The organism is uncultured Sulfitobacter sp. (genome assembly GCF_947500075.1).
GTDB lineage: Bacteria > Pseudomonadota > Alphaproteobacteria > Rhodobacterales > Rhodobacteraceae > Sulfitobacter.
The window spans coordinates 16889-42810 of the sequence record NZ_CANMQS010000001.1 but is presented as its reverse complement, the minus strand read 5'-3'; the positions used below and the strand labels follow the sequence as shown (position 1 = coordinate 42810).

Annotated in this window: 29 protein-coding genes and 1 tRNA gene; 20 read left to right on the top strand and 10 right to left on the bottom strand. The window is 54.0% G+C overall.

Annotation, left to right across the window (positions count from 1 at the left end; all coding sequences use genetic code 11):
- Positions 1 to 128: 128 nt before the first annotated feature.
- The 4 genes from Q1A91_RS00215 to Q1A91_RS00200 all read right to left on the bottom strand — a co-directional run bounded on the left by Q1A91_RS00215 (position 129) and on the right by Q1A91_RS00200 (position 2127).
- Complete coding sequence (locus Q1A91_RS00215; RefSeq protein WP_299871101.1) at positions 129 to 620, bottom strand: copper chaperone PCu(A)C; 492 nt, start codon at positions 618 to 620, stop codon at positions 129 to 131.
- Positions 621 to 658: 38 nt separating this feature from the next.
- Positions 659 to 1000: a hypothetical protein gene (locus tag Q1A91_RS00210; RefSeq protein WP_299871099.1), complete on the bottom strand. Its 342-nt coding sequence runs from the start codon at positions 998 to 1000 to the stop codon at positions 659 to 661.
- Between the two features lie 106 nt (positions 1001 to 1106).
- Positions 1107 to 1406, bottom strand: coding sequence for a 50S ribosomal protein L28 (gene rpmB / locus Q1A91_RS00205; RefSeq protein ID WP_299871096.1), 300 nt, complete (start codon positions 1404 to 1406; stop codon positions 1107 to 1109).
- A gap of 115 nt (positions 1407 to 1521) precedes the next feature.
- Positions 1522 to 2127: a winged helix-turn-helix transcriptional regulator gene (locus tag Q1A91_RS00200; RefSeq protein ID WP_299871094.1), complete on the bottom strand. Its 606-nt coding sequence runs from the start codon at positions 2125 to 2127 to the stop codon at positions 1522 to 1524.
- A gap of 39 nt (positions 2128 to 2166) precedes the next feature.
- Here Q1A91_RS00200 and Q1A91_RS00195 point away from each other — a divergent pair, with 39 nt between their 5' ends.
- From Q1A91_RS00195 to Q1A91_RS00185, 3 genes are all read left to right on the top strand, one after another.
- Entirely contained in the window at positions 2167 to 2544 is a 378-nt protein-coding gene (locus tag Q1A91_RS00195) for a VOC family protein (protein WP_299871091.1), read from the top strand.
- Between the two features lie 120 nt (positions 2545 to 2664).
- Complete coding sequence (locus Q1A91_RS00190; protein WP_299871089.1) at positions 2665 to 3732, top strand: acyltransferase; 1068 nt, start codon at positions 2665 to 2667, stop codon at positions 3730 to 3732.
- 71 nt (positions 3733 to 3803) lie between these two features.
- Positions 3804 to 4496, top strand: a complete 693-nt coding sequence (locus Q1A91_RS00185; protein ID WP_299871087.1) for a CDP-alcohol phosphatidyltransferase family protein — start codon at positions 3804 to 3806, stop codon at positions 4494 to 4496.
- 20 nt (positions 4497 to 4516) lie between these two features.
- Here Q1A91_RS00185 and Q1A91_RS00180 read toward each other — a convergent pair whose 3' ends face one another.
- Positions 4517 to 5224, bottom strand: a complete 708-nt coding sequence (locus Q1A91_RS00180) for an NAD-dependent deacylase (protein WP_299871084.1) — start codon at positions 5222 to 5224, stop codon at positions 4517 to 4519.
- Positions 5217 to 6194 (bottom strand): LysR family transcriptional regulator, encoded by a 978-nt coding sequence (locus Q1A91_RS00175; protein ID WP_299871081.1) that lies wholly within the window; start codon positions 6192 to 6194, stop codon positions 5217 to 5219. Before Q1A91_RS00175 ends, Q1A91_RS00180 begins: the two co-directional genes overlap by 8 nt.
- Before the next feature lie 157 nt (positions 6195 to 6351).
- On the opposite strand from Q1A91_RS00175, the gene Q1A91_RS00170 reads away from it, so the two are divergent.
- The 6 genes from Q1A91_RS00170 to Q1A91_RS00145 all read left to right on the top strand — a co-directional run bounded on the left by Q1A91_RS00170 (position 6352) and on the right by Q1A91_RS00145 (position 9576).
- Positions 6352 to 7227, top strand: a complete 876-nt coding sequence (locus tag Q1A91_RS00170) for a carbon-nitrogen hydrolase family protein (protein ID WP_299871078.1) — start codon at positions 6352 to 6354, stop codon at positions 7225 to 7227.
- Positions 7228 to 7305: 78 nt separating this feature from the next.
- Positions 7306 to 7524: a translation initiation factor IF-1 gene (infA, locus tag Q1A91_RS00165; protein ID WP_005978431.1), complete on the top strand. Its 219-nt coding sequence runs from the start codon at positions 7306 to 7308 to the stop codon at positions 7522 to 7524.
- 85 nt (positions 7525 to 7609) lie between these two features.
- Entirely contained in the window at positions 7610 to 8203 is a 594-nt protein-coding gene (locus Q1A91_RS00160; protein WP_299871075.1) for a nucleoside triphosphate pyrophosphatase, read from the top strand.
- Positions 8200 to 9222, top strand: coding sequence for a ribonuclease E/G (locus Q1A91_RS00155; RefSeq protein ID WP_299871072.1), 1023 nt, complete (start codon positions 8200 to 8202; stop codon positions 9220 to 9222). Before Q1A91_RS00160 ends, Q1A91_RS00155 begins: the two co-directional genes overlap by 4 nt.
- Positions 9219 to 9410, top strand: coding sequence for a DNA gyrase inhibitor YacG (locus Q1A91_RS00150; protein ID WP_299871069.1), 192 nt, complete (start codon positions 9219 to 9221; stop codon positions 9408 to 9410). The genes Q1A91_RS00155 and Q1A91_RS00150 overlap by 4 nt, the downstream gene beginning before the upstream one ends.
- A 91-nt stretch (positions 9411 to 9501) precedes the next feature.
- Positions 9502 to 9576, top strand: a tRNA-Phe gene (locus Q1A91_RS00145).
- A gap of 311 nt (positions 9577 to 9887) precedes the next feature.
- Here the strand turns inward: Q1A91_RS00145 and Q1A91_RS00140 are convergent.
- Positions 9888 to 13571, bottom strand: coding sequence for an RNA-directed DNA polymerase (locus Q1A91_RS00140; RefSeq protein WP_299871067.1), 3684 nt, complete (start codon positions 13569 to 13571; stop codon positions 9888 to 9890).
- Between the two features lie 241 nt (positions 13572 to 13812).
- Between Q1A91_RS00140 and Q1A91_RS00135 the strand changes: the two genes are divergently transcribed.
- Together Q1A91_RS00135 and Q1A91_RS00130 are read left to right on the top strand one after the other, a co-directional pair.
- Positions 13813 to 14085 carry a DUF3768 domain-containing protein gene (locus Q1A91_RS00135; RefSeq protein ID WP_299871064.1) on the top strand — a complete coding sequence of 91 codons (273 nt, stop codon included), beginning with the start codon at positions 13813 to 13815 and terminating at the stop codon, positions 14083 to 14085.
- Positions 14085 to 14267, top strand: a complete 183-nt coding sequence (locus Q1A91_RS00130) for a hypothetical protein (protein WP_299871061.1) — start codon at positions 14085 to 14087, stop codon at positions 14265 to 14267. The genes Q1A91_RS00135 and Q1A91_RS00130 overlap by 1 nt, the downstream gene beginning before the upstream one ends.
- Positions 14268 to 14352: 85 nt before the next feature.
- Here Q1A91_RS00130 and Q1A91_RS00125 read toward each other — a convergent pair whose 3' ends face one another.
- Positions 14353 to 14697 (bottom strand): helix-turn-helix domain-containing protein, encoded by a 345-nt coding sequence (locus Q1A91_RS00125; protein ID WP_299871058.1) that lies wholly within the window; start codon positions 14695 to 14697, stop codon positions 14353 to 14355.
- A 126-nt stretch (positions 14698 to 14823) separates the two neighbouring features.
- Here Q1A91_RS00125 and Q1A91_RS00120 point away from each other — a divergent pair, with 126 nt between their 5' ends.
- From Q1A91_RS00120 to Q1A91_RS00095, 6 genes are all read left to right on the top strand, one after another.
- Positions 14824 to 14976, top strand: a complete 153-nt coding sequence (locus tag Q1A91_RS00120; protein ID WP_299871056.1) for a hypothetical protein — start codon at positions 14824 to 14826, stop codon at positions 14974 to 14976.
- On the top strand, positions 14977 to 15429 hold the full coding sequence (locus Q1A91_RS00115) for a hypothetical protein (RefSeq protein WP_299871053.1): 453 nt from the start codon (positions 14977 to 14979) through the stop codon (positions 15427 to 15429). It begins immediately after the preceding gene.
- A 63-nt stretch (positions 15430 to 15492) separates the two neighbouring features.
- Positions 15493 to 16323, top strand: coding sequence for a heparin lyase I family protein (locus tag Q1A91_RS00110; protein WP_299871050.1), 831 nt, complete (start codon positions 15493 to 15495; stop codon positions 16321 to 16323).
- A gap of 154 nt (positions 16324 to 16477) precedes the next feature.
- Entirely contained in the window at positions 16478 to 17026 is a 549-nt protein-coding gene (locus tag Q1A91_RS00105; RefSeq protein WP_299871047.1) for a YaeQ family protein, read from the top strand.
- Positions 17027 to 17923: 897 nt separating this feature from the next.
- Positions 17924 to 18283, top strand: a complete 360-nt coding sequence (locus Q1A91_RS23665) for a DUF6626 family protein (protein ID WP_367278617.1) — start codon at positions 17924 to 17926, stop codon at positions 18281 to 18283.
- A 98-nt stretch (positions 18284 to 18381) separates the two neighbouring features.
- Positions 18382 to 18801: a DUF6641 family protein gene (locus Q1A91_RS00095; protein WP_299871041.1), complete on the top strand. Its 420-nt coding sequence runs from the start codon at positions 18382 to 18384 to the stop codon at positions 18799 to 18801.
- Between the two features lie 58 nt (positions 18802 to 18859).
- Here the strand turns inward: Q1A91_RS00095 and Q1A91_RS00090 are convergent, their stop codons facing one another.
- Positions 18860 to 19213 carry a hypothetical protein gene (locus tag Q1A91_RS00090; RefSeq protein WP_299871038.1) on the bottom strand — a complete coding sequence of 118 codons (354 nt, stop codon included), beginning with the start codon at positions 19211 to 19213 and terminating at the stop codon, positions 18860 to 18862.
- Positions 19214 to 19350: 137 nt separating this feature from the next.
- Between Q1A91_RS00090 and Q1A91_RS00085 the strand changes: the two genes are divergently transcribed.
- The 3 genes from Q1A91_RS00085 (at position 19351) to Q1A91_RS00075 (ending at position 23485) form a co-directional block, all read left to right on the top strand.
- On the top strand, positions 19351 to 20715 hold the full coding sequence (locus Q1A91_RS00085; RefSeq protein WP_299871035.1) for a tyrosine-type recombinase/integrase: 1365 nt from the start codon (positions 19351 to 19353) through the stop codon (positions 20713 to 20715).
- 217 nt (positions 20716 to 20932) lie between these two features.
- Positions 20933 to 22801 carry an ATP-binding protein gene (locus Q1A91_RS00080; RefSeq protein ID WP_299871033.1) on the top strand — a complete coding sequence of 623 codons (1869 nt, stop codon included), beginning with the start codon at positions 20933 to 20935 and terminating at the stop codon, positions 22799 to 22801.
- Positions 22802 to 22813: 12 nt separating this feature from the next.
- Complete coding sequence (locus tag Q1A91_RS00075) at positions 22814 to 23485, top strand: hypothetical protein (RefSeq protein ID WP_299871031.1); 672 nt, start codon at positions 22814 to 22816, stop codon at positions 23483 to 23485.
- A gap of 14 nt (positions 23486 to 23499) precedes the next feature.
- Here the strand turns inward: Q1A91_RS00075 and Q1A91_RS00070 are convergent, their stop codons facing one another.
- Complete coding sequence (locus tag Q1A91_RS00070; protein ID WP_299871029.1) at positions 23500 to 25827, bottom strand: hypothetical protein; 2328 nt, start codon at positions 25825 to 25827, stop codon at positions 23500 to 23502.
- Positions 25828 to 25922: the final 95 nt, after the last annotated feature.

Genomic DNA, 25922 nt, shown 5'->3' with positions numbered 1-25922 from the left:
GCAGATGAGAGGCTTTGCCTCTCAAACTCTCCAGGTTTTTTGAACCATTTGGAAGGGGGAGGGTCTCCGCGATGGAGGTCATCCTTGCGGGGAAGGCCGGCGCGCGGCGGGCGCGCCGGGTAGGGTTTTCAGCTGTCTGAGCCGTGGTCGGTGTGGGAATGATCCATGCCGCCGTGGGTGGGCTTGCGGTCGTTATCCACGGGGATTGTGACGTCCACCTCACCGGCTTTCTCAAAGGTCAGGGTGATGGTGATCTCTTCCCCTTGCACCAGTGATTGGGTGAGTCCCATGAACATCACATGATCGCCCCCGCGTTTCAGGTGATGCGCGCCACCTGCGGGGATGGCCATGCCGTCCTCAAGCTCGGTCATTTTCATCACGCCGTTTTCGTCTTCCATGTGGGTGTGCAGTTCCACACGTTTGGCAATGTCAGAGGAGGCCGCGATCAGGCGGTCGTCTGCGTCGCCATGGTTCATCACCATCATGAAGGCGGCCCCGGTTTTTGAATTTGGCGTGGAGCTGCGCGCATAAGCGTCTTTGACCATGATCTCGGCCCAGGCGGCAGTGGAAGTGAGCAGGCCTGTCATCAGGGTTGCGCCAAGCAGTGTTTTCAGTTTCATGTCTTGTGTCCTTTGGAATGTCTGATCGGAGTAGGGGGTCAGACATCACAAGGGGGCGCACGGGAGGGCGGCGTAAGGCCCTTGACCGGCGATGGAGCGCGGTCAGAGAGCTGTTCAACAAAGCGGGCTGGCTGGGTACGGTGTGGCAGCGTCAGCGGCGCATCCGCGCCGTCCGGCGCCAGTACGATCAGGCAATCGGGGCAGAGGTGGGGGGGGCGTGTCGGCTGCCCTTCAGCATCCACATAGACAATCGTGGTGCCCAAGCCGGAACAGATGACCATCTGCCCAGTTGCGGCCGCCGCGCCACTTGCCTGCGCCATTGTCAGGCTGGTGAAGGCCAGTGACAGTGTCAGCAAAAGGGAGAGCAAAATCCGCGTCATTCTGGTCTGAGCATACGACGGGAAGGCGCGGAATTCGAGCGCCAAAACGACGCAACCCCGGGCCAAGGGCACCGGGGTTGCGACATCCGCAGATTGGAAATGAGGCTTAGCTCAGTGCTTCGGCACCGGCGCCTGCTTTCTTGATCGCCTTCTTGATCTTCAGCGCGTTGGCGGACAGATCGCTGTCTTTCGCCTTGGCAAGGAACTTGTCCAGGCCACCGCGGTGATCGACACTGCGCAGGGCATGGGCGGAGATGCGCAGCTTGAACGAGCGTCCAAGCGCTTCGGACTGAAGCGTGGTCTCATTCAGGTTGGGCAGGAACCGACGCCGGGTCTTGTTGTTGGCGTGGCTAACGTTGTTGCCCGTCATCGGGCCTTTTCCGGTCAATTCGCAAACGCGCGACATGGGCTCATCCTCTTTTTGGCGGGGCTGGCCGGGCGTGCGGCGCAACACTAAAAATGGGCCGCGCGGGGCGACCCTGAAACTGGTTCGGTGGCTTTAGGGTGAATCGGGCTGGACGTCAACCCAAAGTGGGGCGCGGGGGAGGCAGTTTTGGTTCTGTTTCGCGCAGGTCAGCCGAGGTGCCTGCCTTTAGCATCGTCAGAACCTCCTTGCCAATCTGCGCACCGGTCTGCTGCGCCTGATAGGTGGCGCGTGGTGGGCGGGCGGTGATGTCCACATCGCGGTGAATCCATCCTGCGGTTTGCAACCGTAGCAGGGCCTGTGACAAGGCACGGTCGGTGATCGGGCGCAGGGTTGATGCCAGCGTGGAGAAGCTCCGGGGATCACGGGTCAATGCGAGCAGTGGCATTACCCACATGCGGCGGATCAGCGCTTCATGCGGTGTTTCCTTCGTCAAGTCGTGGATGGCCAGTGCCGGGGCGGCCAGTGCCTTGCCGTGCTCGGTCAGCCGAAACTCCGGCCGCAGCGGATGGCCGTGTGACGGGTTCCTTTCCAACACACCGATGGCCTGAAGGTGGGTAAGGCTTTGCCCAAAGGCGGTACGGCTTGCACCGGTGGCGCGCAGGAGCGGTGCCTGTCGCCCCGGCACACCTGCGCCGAATTGTGCCAGAATGGGGATTGCCCAGGCTTTGGATGTGAGCTTGACAAGATCGGAGATGTCCATAAAGTATAGTTACTATCATTTACCAGCAAAGGAAACCCCATGGCCCTTGCCAAACTTGATTCAGAAATCACCTTTGCGCTGTCTGTGCGCGACCGCCATGCCAGCGCGGAATGGTATCAAAAGACCCTCGGATTTGCCCTGCGCTATCACATTGATGAAGCCGGGTGGAGCGAGATGTCCACCTTCACGCCGGGCGTGATACTGGGGCTTGGTGAACAGGGGGAGCCTACACCGGGTAACGCGGTTCCGGTTTTTGGCACGCCTGACATTGATGCAACCCGCGCCGCGATGGAAGCCGGTGGCGTTCGTTTTGACGGCGAAACGGTAGAAGTGGAAGGTATGGTGCGGATGGCCACGTTTTACGACCCTGACGGTAATGCCCTGATGGTGGCGCAGGATCTGAGCAAGACACACTGAGGCATGGTCTGTCAGTGTCAGATGATCTGTGGGCGGGTTTTCGCGGCAGGAATAGAGATTGGCAGAGTGTAGAAAATCGGCTTATAGAGAGCGGTCTTTTCTCATACCCGGTACCTTACCTTGCAGATCACCCGCGTTTACGGCGACACGGACTTCATAACCGGCCTGCGCGCAATCGCAGCTACCATGGTTGTGATCATTCACACTGGCGCGTTCAGTGAACTGGGCCTATTGGGCCAGTCGATCACGTTGGCGGGAAAGTACGGCGTCGATATTTTCTTCGTAATTTCGGGTTTCACAATTGCCAAGACGTTCGGAGAGGCGACCAGTTACAGGCACTACCTCTTTCGACGGCTGATGCGCATCGTCCCGCTTTATTGGATGATGCTTGTCGTGGCGACACTGCTCTGGCGATCCGGGCAGTTCACTTTGCCGTATTGGATGCAATTCTATGATGTGGGGCCGGATTTCTATAATCTGATCGTGCACATGACGATGCTGAGCTATCTCGATTACCGCATCGCCAACTCACTGCTTGGTGTGGAATGGTCGATCCCGATTGAAGTCTTCTGGTACGTGGTCATGCCGACGGTATTGTTCTTGGGACGAACCATCCCCAGAACGCTACTGGCGGTCATTGGGTTTTTGCTGCTGACGGCGATCTTATCCTATATCTCGAAAGAGATATTTGGAACATCCCGGCCGATTTCATGGTCGCCAGTCGCGAGCGGGCATCTTTTCTTTATCGGCGTTCTGGCTTTTTACCTGCGCCAAAAGCTTGAGGGGGTCGAAGGACGGCAGGTGACATTCTGGATTGCAGGCGCATTGGTCGGCTACGGCGTTGCAATGGCCTTGGACTTTGGCGGACGTGATGCTCTGATTGCGGTCGCAACGGCCATTTTGATCGTTTTTGTTACGCCAGCCCGCGCAGGGTGGCTTACCAAAGCGCTGACCGCCCGACCGATGCTGTTTGTGGGATCTGTGAGCTATAGCCTCTACCTCACCCACTTGTTGGTCACGCATGTCCTGACGGACCTGCAACTTGTGCCGCAAGCCGGGCTGGTCACTTTTGCCGTGGTTCTTGCCATATCGTTGGCGTTGTCCACGCTGACCTATGTTATGGTTGAGCGTCCGACGAATGAACTTGGACGGCGTATCGTCCGCAAGCGTGAGATGGCTCAAGCCTGACCTTGAATGCCAGACCCAAAGGCATGCCTTTTCCTTTGCATCCCCTCAACCAATTTGCGACACCTGCGCGCATGTCTATTCGTTTGCGTGCGCTCGCTGTTCATCTTTTCACCGCTACGGGTGCCGTATTTGCCATGTTGGCGATGCTCGCTGCTGTGGATGGCGAATGGGATCTGATGTTCTTGTGGCTTGTGGTGGCCTTTTTTGTCGATGGGATCGATGGGCCGCTGGCACGGCGATACAACGTGAAGGTCAATGCGCCGGAGTTTGACGGCGTGCTGCTGGATCTGATCATTGATTACCTGACCTATGTCTTCATCCCGGCCTTCGCGCTGTTCAAATCCGGGCTTATGGATGGGTGGAGCGGATGGGTGATGATCATTGTCGTTACCTTCGCCTCTGCCATGTACTTCTGTGATACGCGCATGAAGACGAAGGATAACTCCTTTTCAGGCTTTCCGGGCTGTTTCAACATGCTGGTTCTGGTCCTGTTTGCCCTGTCGCCAGAATGGTGGGTTTGTCTGGTGATCGTGACAGTGCTTTCAGCGGCGATGTTCGTGCCGATCAAGTTTGTCCATCCGGTCCGGACAGAACGTTGGCGGCTGGTGACCCTGCCGATGGCGCTGGCCTGGACGTTCTTTGCGGGATGGGCGGCCTGGGTGGATTTCCATCCTGAAAGCTGGGCGCATTGGGGGCTGGTGATCAGCTCGCTCTATCTGGTGGGCGCGGGTGCGGTGCAACAGGTGATGCCAGCGCGCGCCTGATCTGCACGATCTTTGCGGGGTCACTGCCGACCGATGATGCTTAGAACCCAATCGCTGACGGTTCTTGAGGCCGGACCAGTGCGGTGTTCTTGAAACTGGTTGCCCACGGCAGAAGGCTCAAGGTTGAACTCAATTGTATGGGCGCCTGCGCGGCGGGCTTCGGCCACGAAACCAGCGGCAGGGTAGACATTGCCGGAGGTGCCGATGGCGGCAAAGACATCGGCCTGTCCCAGATGGGCAAAGAGGGTATCCATTTCATAGGGCATTTCGCCGAACCAGACGATATCGGGGCGCGCGGCGGGGGCGGCGCATCTGGGGCAGGGATCGCCGGGGGCCATGACCATGGGCGCGGGCCAGCGGTTCTCGCAAGCCGCACAGAGGGCCGAATTCAGCTCACCATGCATGTGGTACACCGATTGCGAGCCACCACGTTCGTGCAGGTCGTCGACATTCTGGGTGATCACGATCACCTCACCCCTGTGGTGGGTTTCGAGGTGGGCCAGTGCGCGATGGGCTGCGTTGGGCGCCACTTCCGGCAATTGCGCGCGGCGGGCATTGTAGAAATTCACCACCAGTTCAGGATCGCGCATGAAACCTTCCGGTGTGGCCACGTCTTCGACGCGGTGCTGCGCCCACAGACCGTCTTCGGCGCGGAAGGTCTCGATCCCGCTTTCGGCGGATATGCCTGCCCCGGTGAGGATGACGATCTTGGCATGGGGGTCAGTCATTGTCGGAAGTCTCCATCAGGTGAAAGCTATCTGCGAGCCAGGGCAGGGCGCTGATGGCGGGCGCGATCATGTGATCCTGCATCAGGTTGCGCATGGTGGTGGCGATGTCGCGGGGGACAGGGCCGGACCAATCGGCCCCGGCAAAGAGCGATATGTGCCGTGCAGCATCCGGCAGGGGCAGCGGCATGGCCTGCATGCCATCGTGGAACCGGGCTGCGCGCATGAAGCCAAGGGGCGTGGTGATCGTCCAGCCGATGCCGCGCGCCACCATGGCCATCAGCGCCAAATGGCTGCCAATCTCGAAACGGGAGGAGAGTTTAATGTCGGCGGTGGCCAGATGGCCTGCAATCTGGCGCGCGATCAGTTGATCGGCTGCATAATGCAGGAACGGCAGGGGACTGATCCCGGCAAGGAGCGCGGAGGCATTGTCAGCCGGTCCAGCGGGGGCAACAATGATCAGCGGATCACGGGCCAGCGGGTATTCGACAACGCCCGCGAGGGCCTCCGTCGGGCGGGCTGAGATGGCCATATGCAGGTCTTGCGTTGCAATCCCATGGGCCAGTTCATTGCTGCCCGCAGTGATCATGCGAAACCGGCAACCGGTCATGCTGTCGGCAAGGATGGTGGCCAGGCGGGGGGTCAGGTCATCGTCAAAATCGTCGATGATGCCGAGGCTGAGTTCTTCAAGGTGCGCAAGGTCCATCACGGTCACCTCGCTTTGCGCTTGCCGGAGTTCCGACAGGGCCGCACCTGCCCGGCGCAGGAACAATTGTCCCGCCGGGGTCAGGCGCATCGGGCGGCGGGAATGGTCGATCAGTTCAGCACCGATCGCGGCCTCAAGGTTGCGCATCTGTTGGCTGACGGCGGGTTGGCTGAGGCCGGTGGCCTGCGCGGTCCGCGCCACGGAGCCGGTTTGGGCCAACGCCTCAAACACTTCAATCCCTCTGAGGGTCACGCCTTTTTTCAACATGGCCGTGCCTTTCTTCAGATGGGCTGAGTGTGAAATTATCCTGAGCGCAGGTCAAGTTGAGCACCGGTCGAGAAGGTGTATTTTCACGGTGTTGAATTGTCGGGGAGGCCTTGCCACGGACCGTTGTTGGACGCAAGAACAGGTGAGGGGGTATTCCATGAAAATCGCAACGGCAGCTTATCCGCTCGATGTTCTGACGTCTGATGCGCAGTATGAGGACAAGATAGAGGCTTGGGTGGCCGAAGCCGCTGGCGCAGGGGCCGCGCTCTTGGTGTTCCCCGAATATGCCGCTATGGAATTGGCCACGCTGGACGGATTGGCAGTGGCAGGCGATCTGGAGCGGTCGCTCTGGGCGGTCTCTGACCGGTTGGCACAAGCGGACGCAGTGCACCAGCGGCTGGCGGCGGAATACGGTGTGCACATCGTTGCGGGCTCCGGTCCTGCTGCCGCCGATATGCGGCCGGTCAACCGCGCCCGGCTGATCACACCAAACGGCCAGATCGGTGTGCAGGACAAGCAGGTCATGACGCGGTTTGAAGCCGAAGAATGGGACGTCGTGCCGGGCAACCGCCTTCAGGTCTTTGATACAGCGCTGGGCAAGATCGGCATTCTGATCTGCTATGATGCGGAGTTTCCGCTGCTGGGTCGGGCGCTCAGCACATGTGACGTGATCTGCGTGCCCAGCGTGACAGAGGCGCAGGCAGGGTACTGGCGCGTGCGCATCGGGGCGCAGGCCCGCGCGCTGGAACAGCAGTGCATCACAGCGATGTCCAGCGTGGTTGGCGATGCCGATTGGTCGGAGGCCTTGGGCACCAGCCATGGGGTGGGTGGCGTATTCTGTCCTCCCGACATGGGGTTTCCGGAAACGGGCGTGCTGGGTCTGGGCCAGATGAACTGCCCTGGATGGACCTATGCAGAGGCCGATCTTGCCCAGGTGGCGGCGGTACGCCGGGACGGTGTTGTGCTCAATCGCAGCCATTGGGAAGGGCAGTTGGGGCGTGACGCGACGGCTTTGCAGGTGCGCTTGCGCTAATACCCCTTGAAAAAAGGGCAAAATGCGCTCATTTAACGCCTCGAGGCCAAATCGGCCTTGTTATAATCAGGAGAGACCATGGCCAAGGAAGATACGCTCGAATTCCCCGGTGTCGTCAAGGAACTCCTGCCTAACGCGACATTTCGGGTCGAGCTTGAGAACGGCCATGAGATCATCGCACATACGGCAGGCAAAATGCGCAAGAACCGAATCCGTGTTCTGGCAGGCGACAAGGTACAGGTGGAAATGACACCTTATGATCTGACCAAAGGTCGGATTAACTACCGGTTCAAGTGATGGGTAAGGTGCGCGCGGGCCGCGCACCTGTTGCGATTGCGGCGGCCGCGGTGCGCAGTAAATGCGCACCCTACGGAGCATTCCGGTGACGGATACACCTCAATTCATCCTCGGATCAGGCTCGCCCCGGCGGCTGGAGATGTTGGCGCAGATCGGTATTGTGCCCAATGCCGTACGCCCGCCTGATATCGATGAAGACCCATTGAAAAACGAGCTGCCGCGCCCTTACTGCGCGCGCATTTCGCGTGAAAAGGTGGCGGCAGTGGATGCGGGCGCGGACGATATCGTGCTTTGTGCGGATACCACCGTGGCGCTGGGGCGTCGGATCCTTGGCAAACCCGCGAACCGGGCTGAGGCCGAGGCGTTTTTGCGGATGCTGTCGGGGCGCAGGCACAAGGTGATCACGGCAGTGGCCGTCAAACGGGGCGAGCGGGTCTGGGAACGCGATGTGCAGAGTGTGGTGAAGATGAAGGTGGTGTCTGATCAGGAGATCCGGGCCTATCTGGACACGAACGACTGGCAAGGCAAAGCTGGCGGATATGCCATTCAGGGCCCGGCCGGGGCCTTGATCCCGTGGATTTCTGGCTCTTTCACCGGGATAGTCGGGCTGCCTTTGGCGGAGACGGCCAATCTGCTGCGCGCAGCCGGTCATCCGCAGTTTCAGGGAGAGACAATATGAAAGGCCGCACCATATTGCTGGATCATCTGGGAGAGGTCGAAGCCGCTGCCCTGATGGTGGATGGTCAGTTGGAAGATTTGTTGGTGGATACACCCGCCCCGCGTCCCGGCACGATTTACCGCGCGCAGGCCGACAGGCCGGTGAAGGGGCAGGGGGGGATGTTCCTGAAAACCCCCGATGGCTCCGCCTTTCTGCGGCAGATCAAGGGCTTGGCGCCTGGCCAGATGATCCTTGTGCAGGTCAGCGGCTATGCGGAACCCGGCAAGGCGATCCCGGTCACCGCCAAGCTGTTGTTCAAAAGCCGTTATGCGATCGTCACGCCGGAGGCGCCGGGGCTGAACATCTCGCGCAGCATCCGCGACGAAGACACGCGCGACCGTTTGCTGGAAGTGGCCCATGAGGTGGCCGCAGAGGCGCCCCATGGGCTGATCCTGCGCTCGTCTTGCGCGGAAGCGGATGCCGAAGAGATTGCCGAAGACATCGCTGTCATGCTGGGACTTGCCGACAGAGTGCTGGAGGACGACGGCACCGAGGTTGAAGTGCTGGCCGAAGGCGATGGCCCCCATGTTCTGGCCTGGCGTGATTGGGTTGCCGCCGCCGAAGTCGTGACGGCTGAAGGGTCGTTTGACACCCACGGTGTGCTGGATGCGCTGGAGACTGTGCGTGGCATCGAAGTGCCTTTGGGGGGCGGGGCGATGATGTATGTCGAACCCACCCGCGCCTTGGTGGCGGTGGATGTCAACACCGGGCGCGACACCTCGCTTGCTGCCGGGGTGAAAGCCAACCTTGCCTGCGCCCGCGCCCTGCCGCGGGCCATGCGACTGCGGGGCTTGGGCGGGCAGATCACACTCGATCTGGCCCCGATGCCCAAAAAGGACCGCCGGGGTTTTGAATCTGCGTTGCGGGCGGCCCTGCGCGCCGATGACATCGAAACCGCGCTGGTCGGTTGGACCCCGCTGGGGCATTATGAATTGCAACGCAAACGCGCCCGCGCGCCCTTGGTTCTGGAGGAGAGATGAGCTGCCCGATGTGTGACGCCGAGACGGTCGAGGCCTACCGCCCATTCTGCTCTCGCCGCTGCGCCGACCGCGATCTGGCGCGCTGGTTCAACGGCAGCTACGCCGTCCCGTCCCGCGATCCCGAAGATGTCGAAGCTGCCCTCGATGCCGTTGAAGCGGCCGAGAAAGCGCCCCCAAAGCCACATTGACCCGCCCGTCCTATGCCGTTGAAAAAGAGGCTGGACACCCTGCGCACAACGCCCTAGAACCCGCTCACCCGACCTGATGAAGGTCTCCCGTGCCCGGGTAGCTCAGGGGTAGAGCAGTGGATTGAAAATCCTCGTGTCGGTGGTTCGATTCCGCCCCCGGGCACCATTTGAATCAAGCAAAAACAATAGCTTGTCTGATTTCTGCGCCGCAGCGTAAATCGCTGAAAAGCGCAAAATACCCTATCACAGTGTTAGCACAGGTTGAAAAACCCCTGTTAGCACAGTGCGTTGTGAGCGCCGCGCCGTGCACCTAGCACAGTTCTAGCACAGCAGCCTAGCAACGCTCCTTGCCGTGCTTATGGTGCTTTGGGAGTGATGATATTGGTTTAAGATGCTGATTTCATTTGTTAAAATATGCAGCCTTTCATCGCTCACTGAATTGTACCGATGATAAAAATGGGGGCCATACCTTCGTCTCTACCTAGCGGGAGGGAACTTCCATCCATTTGCTTTTTGCTCACCTTGGTTCCATCGATCTTTCATATCGCTGATGTCATCGATTTCAAAAAATGATATCGTTGCCTGTGGCTGCCCGTGTGAATGGAAGACCTTTCGATGAAAAGCTTCACCCTTGGGTAAATGAGCGTTACTGCCGCCAAAAGCACCGTTGTTGGCGATCAACACTAGTTGGTACATGTGGTAGTGAAGAGCTTGAGCCATTTGGTCGAAAGTTCCAACATCTTGGTTCAATGCCGGGATAGCAAAAACATCCGAACGGTTTCGAAGGTCACTGGCGAGCTTAAGATCCGTTGCATCGTAACAAATGGAGGCAGTTAACCAAAGCGGATCATCCGCATCGTCGTCAGACCATTCGTATCCGACCAACCATTGAGCCGGTCGAAAGCCTGAAATCTTGTGGTTAGGAGAATTGAACGGCTGTTCCATTGGAGACAGGTTCATTTTGCCTTGCCGCCGGGTCATAACTTGCAACCCTCTTCCTGGAATTTCGCGCGGGATCACCCAAAGCGCGGAATTCACCAATGGCTGGCCTTCGACTAACTGTTCATAGGTCAACCCTGTCAGAATGATGGTTTTGAAGGCTCGTGCGAAGGGGACAAGGTGTGACTGAACGTCTATTGGATGCACTGCTAGCTCTGGGAAGATTAGCCAATCCAGTCTTTTGTTTTCGGGTTTGTGTGTCTCGCGTAGGTCCAACATCTTTTCAACTGCAGCCAAAGCGGTCGAAAGGTGTTGCCGGTGCTTTCTCCGAGTTGCAGAAGATAGCATTTCTAAATCGCTGGGTTCAAAGTCGTTGCTCTGAGGCATCATCGACTGAACAACACAGGCCCTGAGAGGTCTGCCATTCTTTGCAGTGCCAGGAATTGGTGCGTGCTCTCTGAGCATCAATGTTTGGGTCGACGGGCCGATTGCTTCTTTTGCGGTTTCTAGAGCTTTATCAATTGTAAGTTTCATCTCATGTAGTGACATCTCATGAGACTGGAAACTTGTAGCACGGCAACCCGGCCAAATTAACAAACTGAACAACAGGTCTTGGGTGCTTTGAGAAATTGGCAGCCAATCGTCCCCAAAGGCCTCGTGGCCATTGTAGAACCCGTACTGCCGCTGAAGCCAATGCGCCCTAGTCGGCCTGTATATAGGCTGGGTTTCCCTCCAAGATGTTCGCTGCACCGGCAAACCAAAGTCTACGTGCGCGGTCAAAATGAACCGAAGTAGATAACCAAGCTGGAACCGCCAGCGTTGCTCTGGTTTTGCCCAAGACGGCACAGAGTAAATTGACTTGTATTTGGAGCTAAAGGCCGCAGGTTCCATGGAGATTGAAGTGACCGCGTCGTAGTTTCCGGTGGCCTCGGTTTTTATTGTTACTTTTGAGGGTGGGATGACGTCTGGTAGCGCGTTTTTTCCCTCAAATTCTAGAAATCGTTTGGCAAAAGACAGGACGCCAATGTCGTTTCGCAATCTATTGAGTTGCCCTCCGTGCATGACCAAAGAGTGCAGTGAGTCGGCTGCCAACGACGTGTCACTACTGGCGGTCCCGATGTCGCTTTGGACCGCAGGATGCACACTAAACACCTGAGTGTCGTCAGTGATTAGCTCGCTCGCAAATTCAAGGTCACGCTTCGCAATCTCCAAATGACGTTTTGTCGTCACCGCTCCGCGCACCAACTCCTGAATATCCTTTTTAGACAAGAAGGAACGGCGGGCGACAATTGCGAGCAATGCGAAATCCCGATCAGAAAGCCCTTCAAAAGTGCCATTGAGAAATTCGATCAGCTGCCAGTACTGCGCTTCTTTTGCACTGCGCCTGGGTCTGACGATAGCTTTTGGATCATTCACGGCGACGAACAACAATGCTTGCTGTTTCAAGTACCATGGCGATGCAAAGCTCTTTTGGCTTAACACCAACCTGGCAGTCGAAAGCAACAAGTTTCGATACTCAGTTATGTCGATCGACTCTGGTAAACACTCTGCATCTTCGACAAAGCCAGTTTCAACGGCTCCTGCTTTGAGTATCTCAGCAAGGCAATACAGTGCTATCCTTCGTTGGTCATAGTTTCGAATGTCACCCCTAAGATATGGGTCGATAAGCTTGAGAACTGGTTCCAACAGAAGTCGCGAAGGCCAAAGGTCCAAAGCAATTCTAAGTAACCTTACGTTCGATGGATCTTCTATCCATTTTCGGACGAGCGTTATCGCAAAAGTGTGCGCTTCGTTGTCCAAGTCCTGTCTGGTAAGCTGTCGCCTCTTGAAGGTTTCATCGTATTCCTCGTCGTTCCGAAAAACTCGTTCATCGAGGAGAGGCCTTAAAGAACGAAATGTCTTCCTGAACCGTCCAGCTGCAAAACGGCCTATGGTTTCATCTTTTACATCCGGTACCGCTCGAACGGCATTGAGCTGATATGTTGTATCCGAGTTTGTGAGATTGCTTTGCGTCCGCACCAAAGATTCAAGCGCCTGAATGACCTCTTCTCCACCGGTAGCGTCAAAGCCGCTTGAGATTGCCTTTTGGATTCGCTCCATTTTCCGCGACTGTTGAACAAGCGGCACACTTGAGCTGTCCAACGATGTCGTTGTCGTCTTTTCAACAGAGAATTTTTGGCCTGGACAGTGTTCGGTTAGCACATTGCTGAGCCAAGACATTGTAGCTTCCTGGACGGTTTCTGGGTTGAGGTCTGAAGGAACCGAAATTGTCAGTCGAACGTCGTCCACGTATCGGCAAGCATCATGCAACGTAACCCCAGGCGCAATATTGCTACCAATCTTTGAAAGAACAGCTGTGTCGAAATCCAGCATAACTAAGTTTGCGAAGAACCCCGCTGGCACTAGGCCTTGAGGTAAAGCTACTCCGTCAAACGAAGGAATATCTGCTTTCATTCTGTAATTTTCAAAGCGCTTTTGACTGGACGCATCCCAAGACCAATTCAAAAGATTTTCTACTAGCGCATAGAAGCCTTCATCGTCGCCTTTGGCTCTAAGCGTCCGAATACAATCGTATAGTTGAGTAGGTTGCACCCGATCATAAAACTGACTGAGGTCGGTCTGCAAAATAAGTATGTTTTCGTGATTTGAGATAGAAGCGGCAACTGCTTCCGGTCTTTGCAAGAAAGCGCGATAGTCCTCAAAGAATGCGCGATATAGTTTTGAAGACCCCCAGCGGTGTTTCAATGTTTCGTTATTCGCATCCAGATCGCAGAAAAGCCTATTGCCGTATGACATCAACGACTTGCGGATTTCTGCGCGTTTGAAGTTGCCGCGCGGATCTCCTTGAGCGGTTTCTGCTCGCTCACTCAAACAAAGAAGGACAGCTGTTGCTACAACTTGATCTTCGAGTGATACATGGGCAAGGGGGCGTATTTTTGTATTGCCATTTTTGCGAGGCTCCCAGACGCCGTCTGCGTTTACCCGCCAATGCTGGCTTTTGGGGGCAGGTACCAACTTCAACGGGTCGGTTTCATAACTTCCTGATCGAATTTTCTTTGAAAGCTTGTCAATAAAACGCGGCAAGTCTGCGGCGGCTAGGTCCAGCTGAAGTGTGTCGGAGAACCAATTATGGTATCGAATATGCGCCGACGCTTTTTTCCATGCTTGAACCAAAACGTATTCTTGAGACAAGTCATCGATGCTCGGGGTCAGCTGTTGCAAGTGTTTCATCCAATATGTTTGGAAAGACCTTAACGTCGTTCTTCGACCCTGACCATGTCGGCAACCGTGCGTCAGCTCATTTTGCATCAGTTGACCATTAATAAACGGTCGCTCTGCTCTTCACATCGCCATAACTCCACGGGGCCCCACAGCTCAAAGGTCCCCAATGGCGTCATCCAGAACCACCGAGATAGCTCAACTGAACGATCAGTTCCGACGATGTGATCCCAGCGTGCCAGGGATGCGGTTCCTCACCGCTGGTATCATCGAACTGCTCAAGCGGAACAAGGTGGATGGCGATGAGATCGTCCAGATTGTCAGTGAGTTCAGTGTGTTCACCGAGGACAATGACCCACACGGGGAGCATGACTTTGGCACCTTTGAATACTTGGGCGAAACCTGCTTTTGGAAAATTGACGCGTATGACAACGACTATTTCATGGGCTCGGATGATCCAACAGACCTGAGCAAAACCCGTCGTGTGCTCACCGTCATGCTGGCTGAGGAATGGTGATGGTTGAGCCGGATCAGATGCCAAAGCCACGCTGCACCAAATGTGGTTCCGCCGATATCCTGCGGGATGCATATGCGTGTTGGGACGAAAACCAGCAGGAATGGACGCTTCACAGCTGTTATGATGATTTCCGCTGCGAGAACTGTGATGTGCAATCCAAACGCGTGGATTTCTTGATTTGATCAAGTTCTTGCGGGCTTTCGCGGTTGGAAAAAACGCAGGAGAACTTTCGTGAGGAAAGTTTTGAACAAAACTTCCCCGGAAAATTCAGCTTTCGCCTTCCTCCTGCAGCACCTTGCCCAGCTTCAACAGTAGATTCAGCTGTCGATCATCCATCTGCGCGATCATTGAGTTCACCTGCATAAGCAGCCGTTGACGCGCATCGGTAAGGTCTTCCTCATCCACATCGAAGAACTCCCGCATGGGCAGACCCAGCACATTGGCAATGTCATACAGTGTGGAAAAGTTGGGCGCAGTTTTCCCACGCTCGATATTGGATATGGTCTCGAACGCCTTGTCTATGGCTTCCGCCAGTTGAGCCTGTGTGAGCCCCTGTTGGGTACGTGCAGCTTTCACGCGCAACCCGATGTTTTGTTTCAACTGCTTACTCATATGATGATCTATAAAGCCGTGTAAAGCACTTGCCCATGTAATGTGGTTTCGCTTATTGCTGCGATAGTCGGCTCTTTGAGCCGATATCCGAGATCAAACCCGTCTTTGAACACCAAGGAGCAGCAGATGAAGACTTTTGAAGCCACAGTTCGACTTAGCAATGGGCAGACCACCAAAGTGCAAGTGAGTGCGTCGAACCAAACAGATGCGGTTCGCAAGCTGGAAGCCCAATACGGGCGTGGTTCTGTGCTCAACAATTATGCGGGCGAACTTCGCTGAATGGCGCTGCTGGCGGGTCTTGTTGTTGCGCTGTTTCTGCTGCTCGCGTTCCACCTTTTGGGGTGGGGTTTCCGCAATCCGCGTTGGCTCATTGTTGGGCTCTGCTGCATTGCTGCGCTGTACAAATATGGGGCAGATCAGCTGGCCGAAGACACTGAGAATGTGATCATTTCGGCTGCTTTTGCGCAGAACTGCCCCAGAGATCATGTGCGGATCACAGTGCGAAACGGTGGCGAGGCCGCCATCACTGCGCTGCGTTTCAAACTGCGGGGGTATCAGCCCAACCATTCCCGCGCTGTGGCCACCAGATACGACAACACGGATCGCATCATCGGGGTGAACCAAGTTTGGAGCGATTGCTGGCCGGTGTTGCAGTTGGATGATGTGGAGCCTGCTTTGCATCCATTTCTGCGTTGGGAAGCAACCATCCGGTCGATCAACTTGGCCGATTGACTGGCCAAAAACTTGATTTGATCGAGTTTTCAGTCTCACGCATTTTGCCCAAAGGGACATCTTATGAAAGTCTTCGCCACAATTTTGGTGCTGTTGATTGGTTCAATCCAACCATCGACAATCCATGCACAGGAAAACCACGGCACATTCACTTACAACCGCATGGAAACAGGGCCGCGACGGGCCTTCTTTGAAAAGCACCGGAACCTACCCAACAGCTACAGCGTGATCCGCACAGACCCATTTGGCGGAAGTGGCAACAGCCCGGTTCATCGCTTTGAAATCAGAACTGGCGAATGCGGTAGCCCATTGGATCAAGGCGATTGTTCCTACAACGCTGTGCGCAGTGAGCTTGCGGAAAACAACCACCGTGGCACCCGCTTTGGGCGCATTCAGCCCCGTGAAGCTTGGTATGAATGGGATATTGGTTTCCCCGACGGTTTTCCTTTTGGGCCGCGCCAAACCCGTGGCTACTATCTGTTTGGGCAATGGCACAACGGGGTTTGCCCGCACATGAACTTTGGCATTTGGGGCGGGCGGAACTCTCATATGCTGCATTTGCGTACCAGCCAGATCATCCCCGGGCATCGTCACGGTGATTGCCAACCAGATGAGCTGATCCCTGTGATTGACCTACGCGAGATTGAAGGGCGTTGGGCGCATTTCGTTGTCTACGTGCGTTGGAGCACCGGCAATGATGGGGAAGTTCGTGTGTTCGTAGATGGCCAGCAAAGGGTTCAGTTCAACGGGCGCACCTTGATCCCCGAGCATGTGGGGCGGAACCACTTTGATTTTGGCATGTACTTGGCCAACGCGGATAGTTTACGTCGGGTTCAACCAGCAGAATTGTATTATCGGGACATTCGTCGGACACGCCAGCAACCGCCTATGTGATGGGGTTTTTCTCGGGAAGTTCTTGGAAAGAGTTCTTTCAGGAAAGTTTTGGTTGGTTTTCCCAACTTGGTTGCCTGCCCCTTTGGTTGGTTTTGAGCTTTCACTGGCCCATCAGACCAACTAGGCATCCCTAACCAAGCAACCGGGAGCCAACATGGCGCAGAAAGCCACCATCTACAAAGTCGAGCTCTCTGTCTCAGATATGGATCGCCACTATTATGAGACGCACAAACTGACTGTGGCCAAGCATCCCTCGGAAACCGATGAACGCATGATGCTGCGCATTTTGGCGTTCGCGTTGAATGCGGATGAACAGCTGGAAATGACCAAAGGGCTATCCACGGACGATGAGCCAGACATTTGGGAAAAGAGTTTTAGCGGTGAACTCAACAGATGGATCACATTGGGTTTGCCCAGTGAAAGGATCGTCCGTCAATCCTGCGGCAAAGCCAAGTCCGTAATCATCTATTCGTATGGGGGCAATCCAGCGGATATGTGGTGGTCAAAGATAAAAAACAGCACCACGCGGTTTGATAACCTGACCGTGGTGAACCTCGCTCAATCAGAAAGTAAACAACTGGCCGAATTGGCCAGCCGCAGCATGCAGATGCAGGTGAACATCCAAGAAGGCGAAGTGATGGTGTCTGTTGGTGACAGCATCGTCTATGTGAATCCGATGGAATTGAAAGCCGCCAAGCACTGAGCGTCTTTGATGAACACAGACCTTTTCCTGTGCTGGTTGTGTTTTGCAAAGATATCCGGGAAGCCAATGCAGTCCGATGAGACACAGAACGCAAACAAATCCATAAGCAATCATAAGCTTGGTCGCTTTGGCATCTGCTTGCGCACATGCCGCACAAATCTTCTGTGCACATCCAGTATTCGCTGACGCTCAACTGGCGTGAACATCGATTTTGTGTTTCGTTTCATTGCTTTTTGAAAGAACCAAGAACACTGATTTTGGATGACTATCACTGGCGACTTGAGTGAAGCTGAAAGCTGAACTTCCATACTCAGACAGATTAGAGCTTTTTCTCCCCCCCCCCCAGCGAACCAACTTGGAAGAAGTGGTTGTGGAGGGGAGAGGGTCTTCGAAGTTCCAGACTTCAGACGAGTTGATCGCTTTTTTCATAAGGAATGTGCATGTTGCTTGGACGGCGGTGCCCCGTTCTCCGTCCTCATTCCCGACCTCAATGCACGGTTAGGATATGATATCCAGCTGCTCACCGGTGCTATGAAACCGACACCAGCAAGCACTGCTTCAGCGCAATTTCCAACGCCTACCACAGTCAAATTTCTACCCCATCAAGAAACCACAGTTCTCCACGGAGGTGACCATTTCGCATCTGGTGATGCCTGGCAGTCCAATTGTTGGGATGTCCCATTCGGTTTTCAGGGCCCAACGCAGCTACGTTCCAGTCGGCTAAGGGTGCCTCATAGTGACGGTCTTCGTCCCGCCCCCGTTTCAAGTTCAGTTCCCTCTATGTGCAGTGCAGTCTCCTGCAACTGCTTCTATTTATACAACTTCGCTGTTCTGAAATCATTATTTAAGGCGGCTTTGCTGCGCGGATAAATAGCTGAGCAGCAAAGGAAATAATCCATGAGATACAACGAATACGCAGGTGACAACATCCTAAGAGATGCGTTCCATTTATACCGACGAAATAACCTAACCCGGTCCCAGCAGGCGTTTTCTCGCAGAATTCTGGGAATGGGGCCATCATACTATTCCTGCTTGGTCACGCGGAACCGCCAACCAAGTCGGCGTGTGTTGGAAACACTGATGAGCGTCACAAAAACCATCATGGCCACATTCGTTGGCAACCCGCATTTCCGCCAACCATATGCGGAGAACTTAAACCAAGCGTATGATGAGCTGGAACAATTGGTGGCGCGGATCAATGTGGAGATGACCTTTGTGGAGGTGATGGATGACTTGCAGGTGTTGGAAGACGCATAAACCATTCGCTCTTCGCATCAGGTGGCATTAACTGATCCTGGCATGTTCCAAACAAGAAGGCCCATGCCATGCAACATCTTTCCCAACTTTCGCTCACTGTGAGCTCTCAGAAAACACCCGTTTCGCCGGTGGCAAAGAAGCGTTTGAACCTCCTGCGCAAGCTGGAAACCCAAATCGAAGCTGCTGAAGCTGAGCTGCGGGATGAAGAATTTCTTGAAGACATCCGCAAATGGGTGCGCGGGGAGGACGGCGAACGCAAACAGATCACTGAACAGCGCGCAGTCCGCAAATGGTGGTGGCAACATCACACTGGCGCTTGGATGCTGACCCTGCGGGATGGAGCGAAGGAACTGCCACTGCTGGAAGACAAGAACAGCATTGAGGTCGGAGAGATCACCAACTTGGTTGAGGTGCTGCAAACCGTGCGTTCAGCAGTTCTGGCTGGAGAGTTGGATGATGCGCTTGGGCAGATGGTGAAAACAAAGCCAAAGAAGCCCGCTGGCAAGCCAAAAGGGTAATCCCGCAGTACGTGCTGTGAAAGCCGCTGGTTCGCGCCAGCGGCTTTCCTATTGGGTCTTAGGCGGCGTCCGCGTATTGGATCACCGCGCCATTCTCGGCATCTTCCAGAACCCGAAGTTCCCAGTTACGGTTTGGATACTCAGCTACCAGCTGGCTCAACATGCGCTCAGCAATCGCCTCCAGGCTGGCATCACCAACTTGGTGCGTATCACCGGGCCAAAGCTGCATGCAGAACTTGCGAAGAGCAAAATACTCGATTTCACGATCCGCATGATGCACGTTCACCCGTACGGAAAACGTAACGCGATGACGATGCCGCTGGCCAATAGGCACCTCAACATTTTTGTCACCGTGAACCAGGTCGCGTTGAAAGCTGACTTCGACCCAGCGGTTGATTTTGGATTGTTCCATTGCGTGTCTCCTTTGTTGACACGTTGGGTCTGAACCATTCCTCAAACTTGGCGAAGATATTGTTTTTGTGCATGAACTTTGGGGCGACTGTGATCCACAGGCTGAGCCCGTAAGAACCATTTCTTGAACTCGTCCAGATGATGCGGTGGCTTTATGCCAAAGGCGACATCAACCACAGGCAGATCAAAATGGACCCAGTTTCAGAAGGTTACACGCTCTATCAACGCCCACCTAACGGGCGCTACTACGTGCAGTACTCAATCAAGGGCCAGGGGCAGCAGCGGCTGTCTTTGGGCACCTCAGACCCCATTGAGGCGGAACGCCGCGCTCAATCCAAATGGATCAAAGCATGTGCGCTGGCAGAGGTAGGGTTGTCCGTAAACAAAAAGCACTTCGAGAAGATCGCAGAGGAGTTCATAGCGGGTATCGAACTGGCCGTGCAGCGCGGGGAGAAAGCGGAATATCACGCCAAACAGTATCCGATGATTGTCCGCCGTTACTTTGTGGCGCACTTCAAGGGCAAGCTGATGAGTGCGCTGAAAGCCGATGACATCGACGAATACTGGGATTTTCGAAAGGAATACTGGATCACGGGACCAGGATCAAAAAACCCACTGATCGAATACACCCGCATAATCAAGGGGCAGAAGACAAAGATATTCCGCCCTGTGAAGGAAGGCTATCCATCGAAATCGACCCTGCACAAGGAAAGCCTACTGTTGCGCCAGCTGTTCGAGTTTGGCCAACGCCGTGGCTACGTCATTGAAATCCCTGAGATCCACGCGCCCAAAGACAAGCGCCGAAAAGACAACAGCAGGCCTGGGTTCACGTGGGAAGAGTTCATGCATCTGAAATCCGTCTCCGAAGATCGCGTGCGTGAGTATGAGTTTTCCCAAAACGATCCAACAGGCAAGAACCAGAAAACGTACCAGGACCGGCTGCGTTTACATTGCTTCTGCATGATCGCGGCGTTCACTGGCATGCGGCCCACCGAACTGTTCAATCTCAGTTGGGGCGACATCGAAGCGAGGAAAATCCACGCGGAAAACGGTGAACTCTGCGACGTCACGGTGATGCAGGTGCGTGGCAAAGGCAAAGAACGTGAGATGGCTGCCATGCCGGAAACGCTGACATTCATAAACCTTCTCAAGTCGCTGTTTTATGTAGCCACGGGCAGGATGCCCGAGGACAGTGACCCAGTGTTCTTCAACCACGAGGGCAAGCGTATCCGCAGTTTCAAAATTGGTCTGGCAAAGCTGTTGATCGCCGCTGATCTACGCGAGGCCCGCAACGGCAAACTCAGAGACAGCTTCAGCTTCCGCCACTTCTACATCACCCAGCAAATCCGCGAAGGTGTTGGGCATCACCTGCTGGGTCGCAACGTGGGTACATCCAGCAAGATGATCGACGCCTACTACAGCAAAATCAGGCCAACGGATGAGATAGCGCAGCTGATACCTGACTGGTCAAAGAAGAGGCTGTTGGAGTATCGCCGGAAGTGATGCCCTGGAAGGGAGGGCGGATTCCGGGCATCCACTGCGTGCTCCAGAAGATTAACTCGGTAAGCAAAAAAAGCTGACATTTAGGAGCACGCCGGAAGCAGGTCCTGCTGTATTGCTCTGTACAATTAAGGCGCGGTTGCTCATTGTTTCAAGTGTCAGCGCCTCAGATACCCCAAGCTTAACGTTCCATTTTATTAATATCGACAGGTATTTTTTTTTGAGACTTGTTTCAGTCACTGTTCAAAACTTCAGATGCTATCAGGCTCCTTTCAAAATCAAGATCGAATCCTTCACGGCCATTGTCGGAAAAAATGATGTTGGTAAGTCTGCATTGCTCGAAGCTATGTCAATTTTCTTTGAGCAAAGCAAAATGGATCAAAATGATGCTTCAGTTGATGGAGACGCTCAAAATGTAAAGATCACCTGCGAGTTTTCGGATTTGCCGGAAACACTGATTGTTGATGCTGAACATCCGACGACTCTGGCAGGTGAGTACTTGCTAAATGAAGTTGGAAATCTCGAAATCACAAAGACATACAATGCGGCGTCGGCGTCTCCAAAAGTATCTAGTATATGCGCAAATGCACTTCACCCGACCGCTGAGAACCGATCTGATCTATTGACGCTCAAACGAGCTGAGTTGGTCAAGCGCGCTAATGACCTCGGAGTTGACCTAGATGGAGTAAACAAATCTGTGAACGCTGAGCTGAGGGCAGCAATATGGGGGTCGAACGATGACCTGCAACCGGCTCTTAGTGAAGTGGACTTACAAAAGGAAGCAGGTAAGCAGGCGTGGGTAGCACTTAGCAAATACCTACCGGCTTTCTGGTTGTTCAAGTCTGATCGCGCCAGCACTGACCAAGATGCCGAGGCACAAGATCCGCTGAACGCGGCAATCGCGCAAGCTGTCAAGGCTGTAGAAGGTGACTTGGCAGCGATAACCGAGCGCGTAAAGGATGAAGTAAGCAAGGTGGCGCAACAGACCCTTGAAAAGGTTGCAGAAATGGATGCTGATCTATCCGCAACCCTGGACCCTGTGGTCAAAACTAAGAAGTGGGAATCCTTGTTTCAAACCAGCGTCACCGGTGAAAACGGGATTCCCTTAAATAAAAGAGGAAGCGGTGTTCGCCGGCTTATCCTGCTCAATTTCTTCAGAGCCCAAGTCGAGGCGCGTGCAGCCGAAACAGACAACGCATCCGTAATATATGCTATCGAAGAGCCTGAAACGAGCCAGCACCCGCGCAACCAGCGGCTGCTTCTTTCGGTACTCCAACGTCTTACTACAGATCCAACTCGACAAGTCATAGTTACTACTCACACGCCCATGTTGGCGCGTGCAGTTCCTGAACATCAACTCCGGTTTATTCACGATGAAGGTCCACACCGGGCGCTAGCGACGGGCGGCGGAGAACTAAACGCCCGCATATCCAAATCCTTGGGAGTGCTGGCTGATCACTCTGTTAAAGCGTTCATTGCGGTCGAAGGTCCGAACGACATTGTGTTCCTCTCAGAGATTTCAAAGTTGCTGGCCCAAGCCGGTGAAAACGTCTCAGACTTGGAAGCCTCGGAAGCCAATGGCGAGATAATATTCGTTCCACTCGGTGGGAGTTGCTTGGCGCTTTGGGCTGACCGGCTACAAGCATTAAACAGGCCGGAAATCCACATATGTGACAGGGATAACCCACCTGACCAAGAGCCTAAGTATGCAGCCCACGTAGCGGCTGTGAACGCGCGTGATGGCTGCACTGCCCACACCACAGCTAAGCGAGAAATGGAAAATTACATCCACCCAGATGCCATAGCTGAAGCCTATCGGGCCAATGGTATTGAGGTGACGTTACTCGCTGCGTTTGGCGACTTTGATGATGTTCCCCAGATTGTCGCGCAAGCCCTTCATGCCGCCAGCTCTCCTTCCCCATGGGGCGACCTCTCGGAAGAGAAGCAAAAGAAAAAGATCTCGAAAGCGAAGAAGGTGATCAATGGTGAAGCCGCGAGGCGTATGAGTGTAGTGCGCTTAAAGGAATGCGGCGGTTTTGACGAAATCCAAACTTGGCTTCAGAGCATTGAAGACCTATTCGATACTTAGCGTGGCGGTACAATGATCCGGAAATCAAAATCAGAGTTCATCCGAGGCGTTTTGCTGTTTAACCCACCAGTCTTTGGAGCCCCGGGAACTCCTCAAGAGGTCAGTCGCATCTCGTCGAAAATAGCGGACTATCACTCGAGGGATGGGGGTATGTGGAACTACCAAAATCTCTTCGATGTCGTGAACAAAGTACTCAAAGGTTTGGATAAGCAGCACGCGCACGACTTTCTTGCATCCTTGGATGGACCAGGAGAGTCTAGGGCAAAAACCTACTTGTTTGAGTTTCTGATCGAAGAACTCGGGCTCGACGAAGCAGAGTACGTAGACGTCGGTCCAAGTACGCAGTTGATTGGCGAAGATGTTGAGTTGAAAATCAGGCCGGACTTCGGATTTCGACGTGCCGGAAAAATCTACCACGTTCTTGTTTACCCGAACCGAGAACCTGCATTGAAGAGGTCCCAAAAGGAGGCAATCATCGCAGCGCTTGCACAACCAATTCCATCGGCCATTGAAGAGTATAGATTTTGTTTGGTTGAGTACCCGATGGTCGGTGATAAACGATCTGGTAATTTAGAAATTTACCCATTCGAATACCGCAATGTTGACGCCGATTTCCTCAAACACATGGCAACTTACTACAAAGAGCTGGACGCTTATCGGCCACAAGGAGATCTGTTCTCTTAGCCGACCCTATTCAGCTACGAATCGTCGGCATGCTCAATCAAATTTGAGAACATTCTTTCGGCATCGGTCGCACTGAAGGTGGTTGATGGGCGGTATTGAAGTGAGCGTGACGGGGGTGTCGTAAACTGCGATGGCGTCGCAACCGTTGGGTCAAAACGTGTCTGATTTGCTGGGGCTTGCAGATAATACTCATCCATCGCTTGTTCCTCTAAGTATGCTCTTTCCGCGTCGATGTCGTTGCATCGTTGTATAATGCTCTGTCGTAGTTCGTCAGGGGCGCGCGATGTTGTCCAGCGTTCGAACAGGTCAATTTCGTCAAGCATGTCTTTCAGACGTTCGCCTTCTTCGGCGTTTTTTTCTGGCAGTTCAGTGTTTTCTGCAACATATGTTGTTGCCTCATCGATCGCGGAAACTTCGTCGTCCGTGAAATCTGGCGCAACGCTCTCTATCTCACCTAAAAAGCCAAAGTAATCATCGAAGTCTGTGGTTATGTCTTGCAGTGCCGCAATAAAGCGTCGGGACATGTAGCTACGTAGCCAGTCTTGGTCCAAATGTTCATAATAGCCATCTTCGACTTCTTCCAAAAAACGCGGAAACTCGGATAGATCATTGTCCTGCTCAGCTAACCGTTCTTCTGTCAGAAATTCGGCTACGCCGTCGCCATCGTCTAAGAAATCAAGAACGTAGTGGGCGAACTCTACAAATTGACAAACGCTAACGTTCCTCTCGACGCTGCTTGAAGGCCGCAAGCAGGCGTCACGCAACGCTTGATACACTTCGGCTTGTCTGCTTTTGCTCAACTGCTTTTCGAAGCGAAAGAAACGCCATATCTTTAGGGCTTGATCTTGGGTTGCAATACTACTTGCTAAGGCCGTCAGCATTGGAGAAGCCCGCAATTGTCTACTCAGAAAATCCTGCAAAGAAGGGTTGATGAATTCAACACGCCACCCTCCAAGCAATACAAACGACCCCTCTAGAACCTTTAGGGCGTCAGAGTAGTCGGTTGTCGATACTTGATAATTCTGCGCCTGCGACAAAGCGAAGTTTGCGCTGTCGAACCAACGTTTGTGTACCGCCGCAAAATTGGAATATGGTTCCAAAAATAGACAAAAGAGAAGTAACTGAGACCGGCTGTCTAGATGGCGAGTCACAGCATGCTCCCAAATTTTATCCGGTTGCGCCAATGTTCGCAAAAAGTGATCAACATATTGGTTTGGTGCACAACCGATCAAACGATCTGTATCCGTTAGCCACTCGATCAGTCTCGGCATGTAGTTTTTGTGTTGGATTATGTCCAAGAGTCTTTCCGACTTCACCAATGCGTTGATGTGTTCTTGATCAAGGTTTGAAAAATACAGGTGATTGTAGAGGACCTTAGCCTTGATCTGGTCACTGTATGTCTTAAGGTCTATTACAACATCAGATAGACGCACAACATCGTCCGCCAAAGCTTCAGAGGCGATCCGCGCTTCAGCGAGGATGTACTTTCGAGTGGTCAAGATGAAGCGTTTTGTTGCCGGGTTTTTTCGGATCATCGCGATGAAGCGCTTGAAGTCATTCTCTGAGTGCGAAAGCGAGTACTGATCTAAGCGAATAGCACCCAGAAAATCGTCAAAGAAAAAAACTTGTTTCGTCGTCTTTTCAAAGTTTTTCAATGCTTCAGTGATGCTTGACACCGCTACGATACCCCAATCATCCTCGAGAAATCTGGACGCGATAACGAGAGACAAAGTAGTTTTGCCGACCCCTGGCGGACCTGCCACAATCAGAACCTTCTGGGCATCTATTACCTTTTGGGCATCTAGGTATCCTTGATGAGAGACAAAAACTTCGTTGGCACGCTCGATCTCTTCCACAACTAGCGATGTTCGGTTTGCCGTCGCATTGTTAAGCATTCGGCTAAGAACACCGGAACTGTGCAGCCAAAGCTTATGGTGGCTCTTCTCCACATGTGGAAATTTCCGCAAAAGAGTGTTGATAGCTCCCTTATCCAAAATGTCTTCAGTTGATTGAATGTGTGGTTCGAGGACTGACTTTAGTGCTGTCTTGTGGTCAGGTGTTAGTCCCAGAGATGTACTCAGAAAGTACCGTGTCGGCTTTAGCTGATCGATTTGCGTTTTTGCCTCCAGTATGCTGCGCTTTAGCTTTGAAAAGCTGCTCCTTTTCGTATGTTTCGACTGCACAATCCCTTTGCCACTTAGCCAATCAAAGCGCCCATCCATGCCGCCATCTGGTCCAGGGGTGAAGCTCTCAACACGCACCGAAAGTTCTGCCCCGACGAGATCGTTGCTTAGCTCTTCAAAATCGAGCGGAGAAAGCCCTTCAAAATCATAATTTCCCAAATGCCGCTCTCCAAGTACATGGGCTTACTAATTGCTTATCGTTACCAAAGCAGATGCAGTATCACAAACTGGCAACAGTGGATTCTTCCGCGATC

Coding starts and splice junctions, on each gene's coding strand:
- Q1A91_RS00215 (WP_299871101.1), bottom strand. CDS start 620: ATGAAACTGAAAACACTGCTTGGCGCAACCCTGATGACAGGCCTGCTC.
- Q1A91_RS00210 (WP_299871099.1), bottom strand. CDS start 1,000: ATGACGCGGATTTTGCTCTCCCTTTTGCTGACACTGTCACTGGCCTTC.
- rpmB (WP_299871096.1), bottom strand. CDS start 1,406: ATGTCGCGCGTTTGCGAATTGACCGGAAAAGGCCCGATGACGGGCAAC.
- Q1A91_RS00200 (WP_299871094.1), bottom strand. CDS start 2,127: ATGGACATCTCCGATCTTGTCAAGCTCACATCCAAAGCCTGGGCAATC.
- Q1A91_RS00195 (WP_299871091.1), top strand. CDS start 2,167: ATGGCCCTTGCCAAACTTGATTCAGAAATCACCTTTGCGCTGTCTGTG.
- Q1A91_RS00185 (WP_299871087.1), top strand. CDS start 3,804: ATGTCTATTCGTTTGCGTGCGCTCGCTGTTCATCTTTTCACCGCTACG.
- Q1A91_RS00180 (WP_299871084.1), bottom strand. CDS start 5,224: ATGACTGACCCCCATGCCAAGATCGTCATCCTCACCGGGGCAGGCATA.
- Q1A91_RS00175 (WP_299871081.1), bottom strand. CDS start 6,194: ATGTTGAAAAAAGGCGTGACCCTCAGAGGGATTGAAGTGTTTGAGGCG.
- Q1A91_RS00170 (WP_299871078.1), top strand. CDS start 6,352: ATGAAAATCGCAACGGCAGCTTATCCGCTCGATGTTCTGACGTCTGAT.
- infA (WP_005978431.1), top strand. CDS start 7,306: ATGGCCAAGGAAGATACGCTCGAATTCCCCGGTGTCGTCAAGGAACTC.
- Q1A91_RS00155 (WP_299871072.1), top strand. CDS start 8,200: ATGAAAGGCCGCACCATATTGCTGGATCATCTGGGAGAGGTCGAAGCC.
- Q1A91_RS00150 (WP_299871069.1), top strand. CDS start 9,219: ATGAGCTGCCCGATGTGTGACGCCGAGACGGTCGAGGCCTACCGCCCA.
- Q1A91_RS00135 (WP_299871064.1), top strand. CDS start 13,813: ATGCGGTTCCTCACCGCTGGTATCATCGAACTGCTCAAGCGGAACAAG.
- Q1A91_RS00130 (WP_299871061.1), top strand. CDS start 14,085: ATGGTTGAGCCGGATCAGATGCCAAAGCCACGCTGCACCAAATGTGGT.
- Q1A91_RS00125 (WP_299871058.1), bottom strand. CDS start 14,697: ATGAGTAAGCAGTTGAAACAAAACATCGGGTTGCGCGTGAAAGCTGCA.
- Q1A91_RS00120 (WP_299871056.1), top strand. CDS start 14,824: ATGAAGACTTTTGAAGCCACAGTTCGACTTAGCAATGGGCAGACCACC.
- Q1A91_RS00115 (WP_299871053.1), top strand. CDS start 14,977: ATGGCGCTGCTGGCGGGTCTTGTTGTTGCGCTGTTTCTGCTGCTCGCG.
- Q1A91_RS00110 (WP_299871050.1), top strand. CDS start 15,493: ATGAAAGTCTTCGCCACAATTTTGGTGCTGTTGATTGGTTCAATCCAA.
- Q1A91_RS00105 (WP_299871047.1), top strand. CDS start 16,478: ATGGCGCAGAAAGCCACCATCTACAAAGTCGAGCTCTCTGTCTCAGAT.
- Q1A91_RS23665 (WP_367278617.1), top strand. CDS start 17,924: ATGAGATACAACGAATACGCAGGTGACAACATCCTAAGAGATGCGTTC.
- Q1A91_RS00090 (WP_299871038.1), bottom strand. CDS start 19,213: ATGGAACAATCCAAAATCAACCGCTGGGTCGAAGTCAGCTTTCAACGC.
- Q1A91_RS00085 (WP_299871035.1), top strand. CDS start 19,351: ATGATGCGGTGGCTTTATGCCAAAGGCGACATCAACCACAGGCAGATC.
- Q1A91_RS00075 (WP_299871031.1), top strand. CDS start 22,814: ATGATCCGGAAATCAAAATCAGAGTTCATCCGAGGCGTTTTGCTGTTT.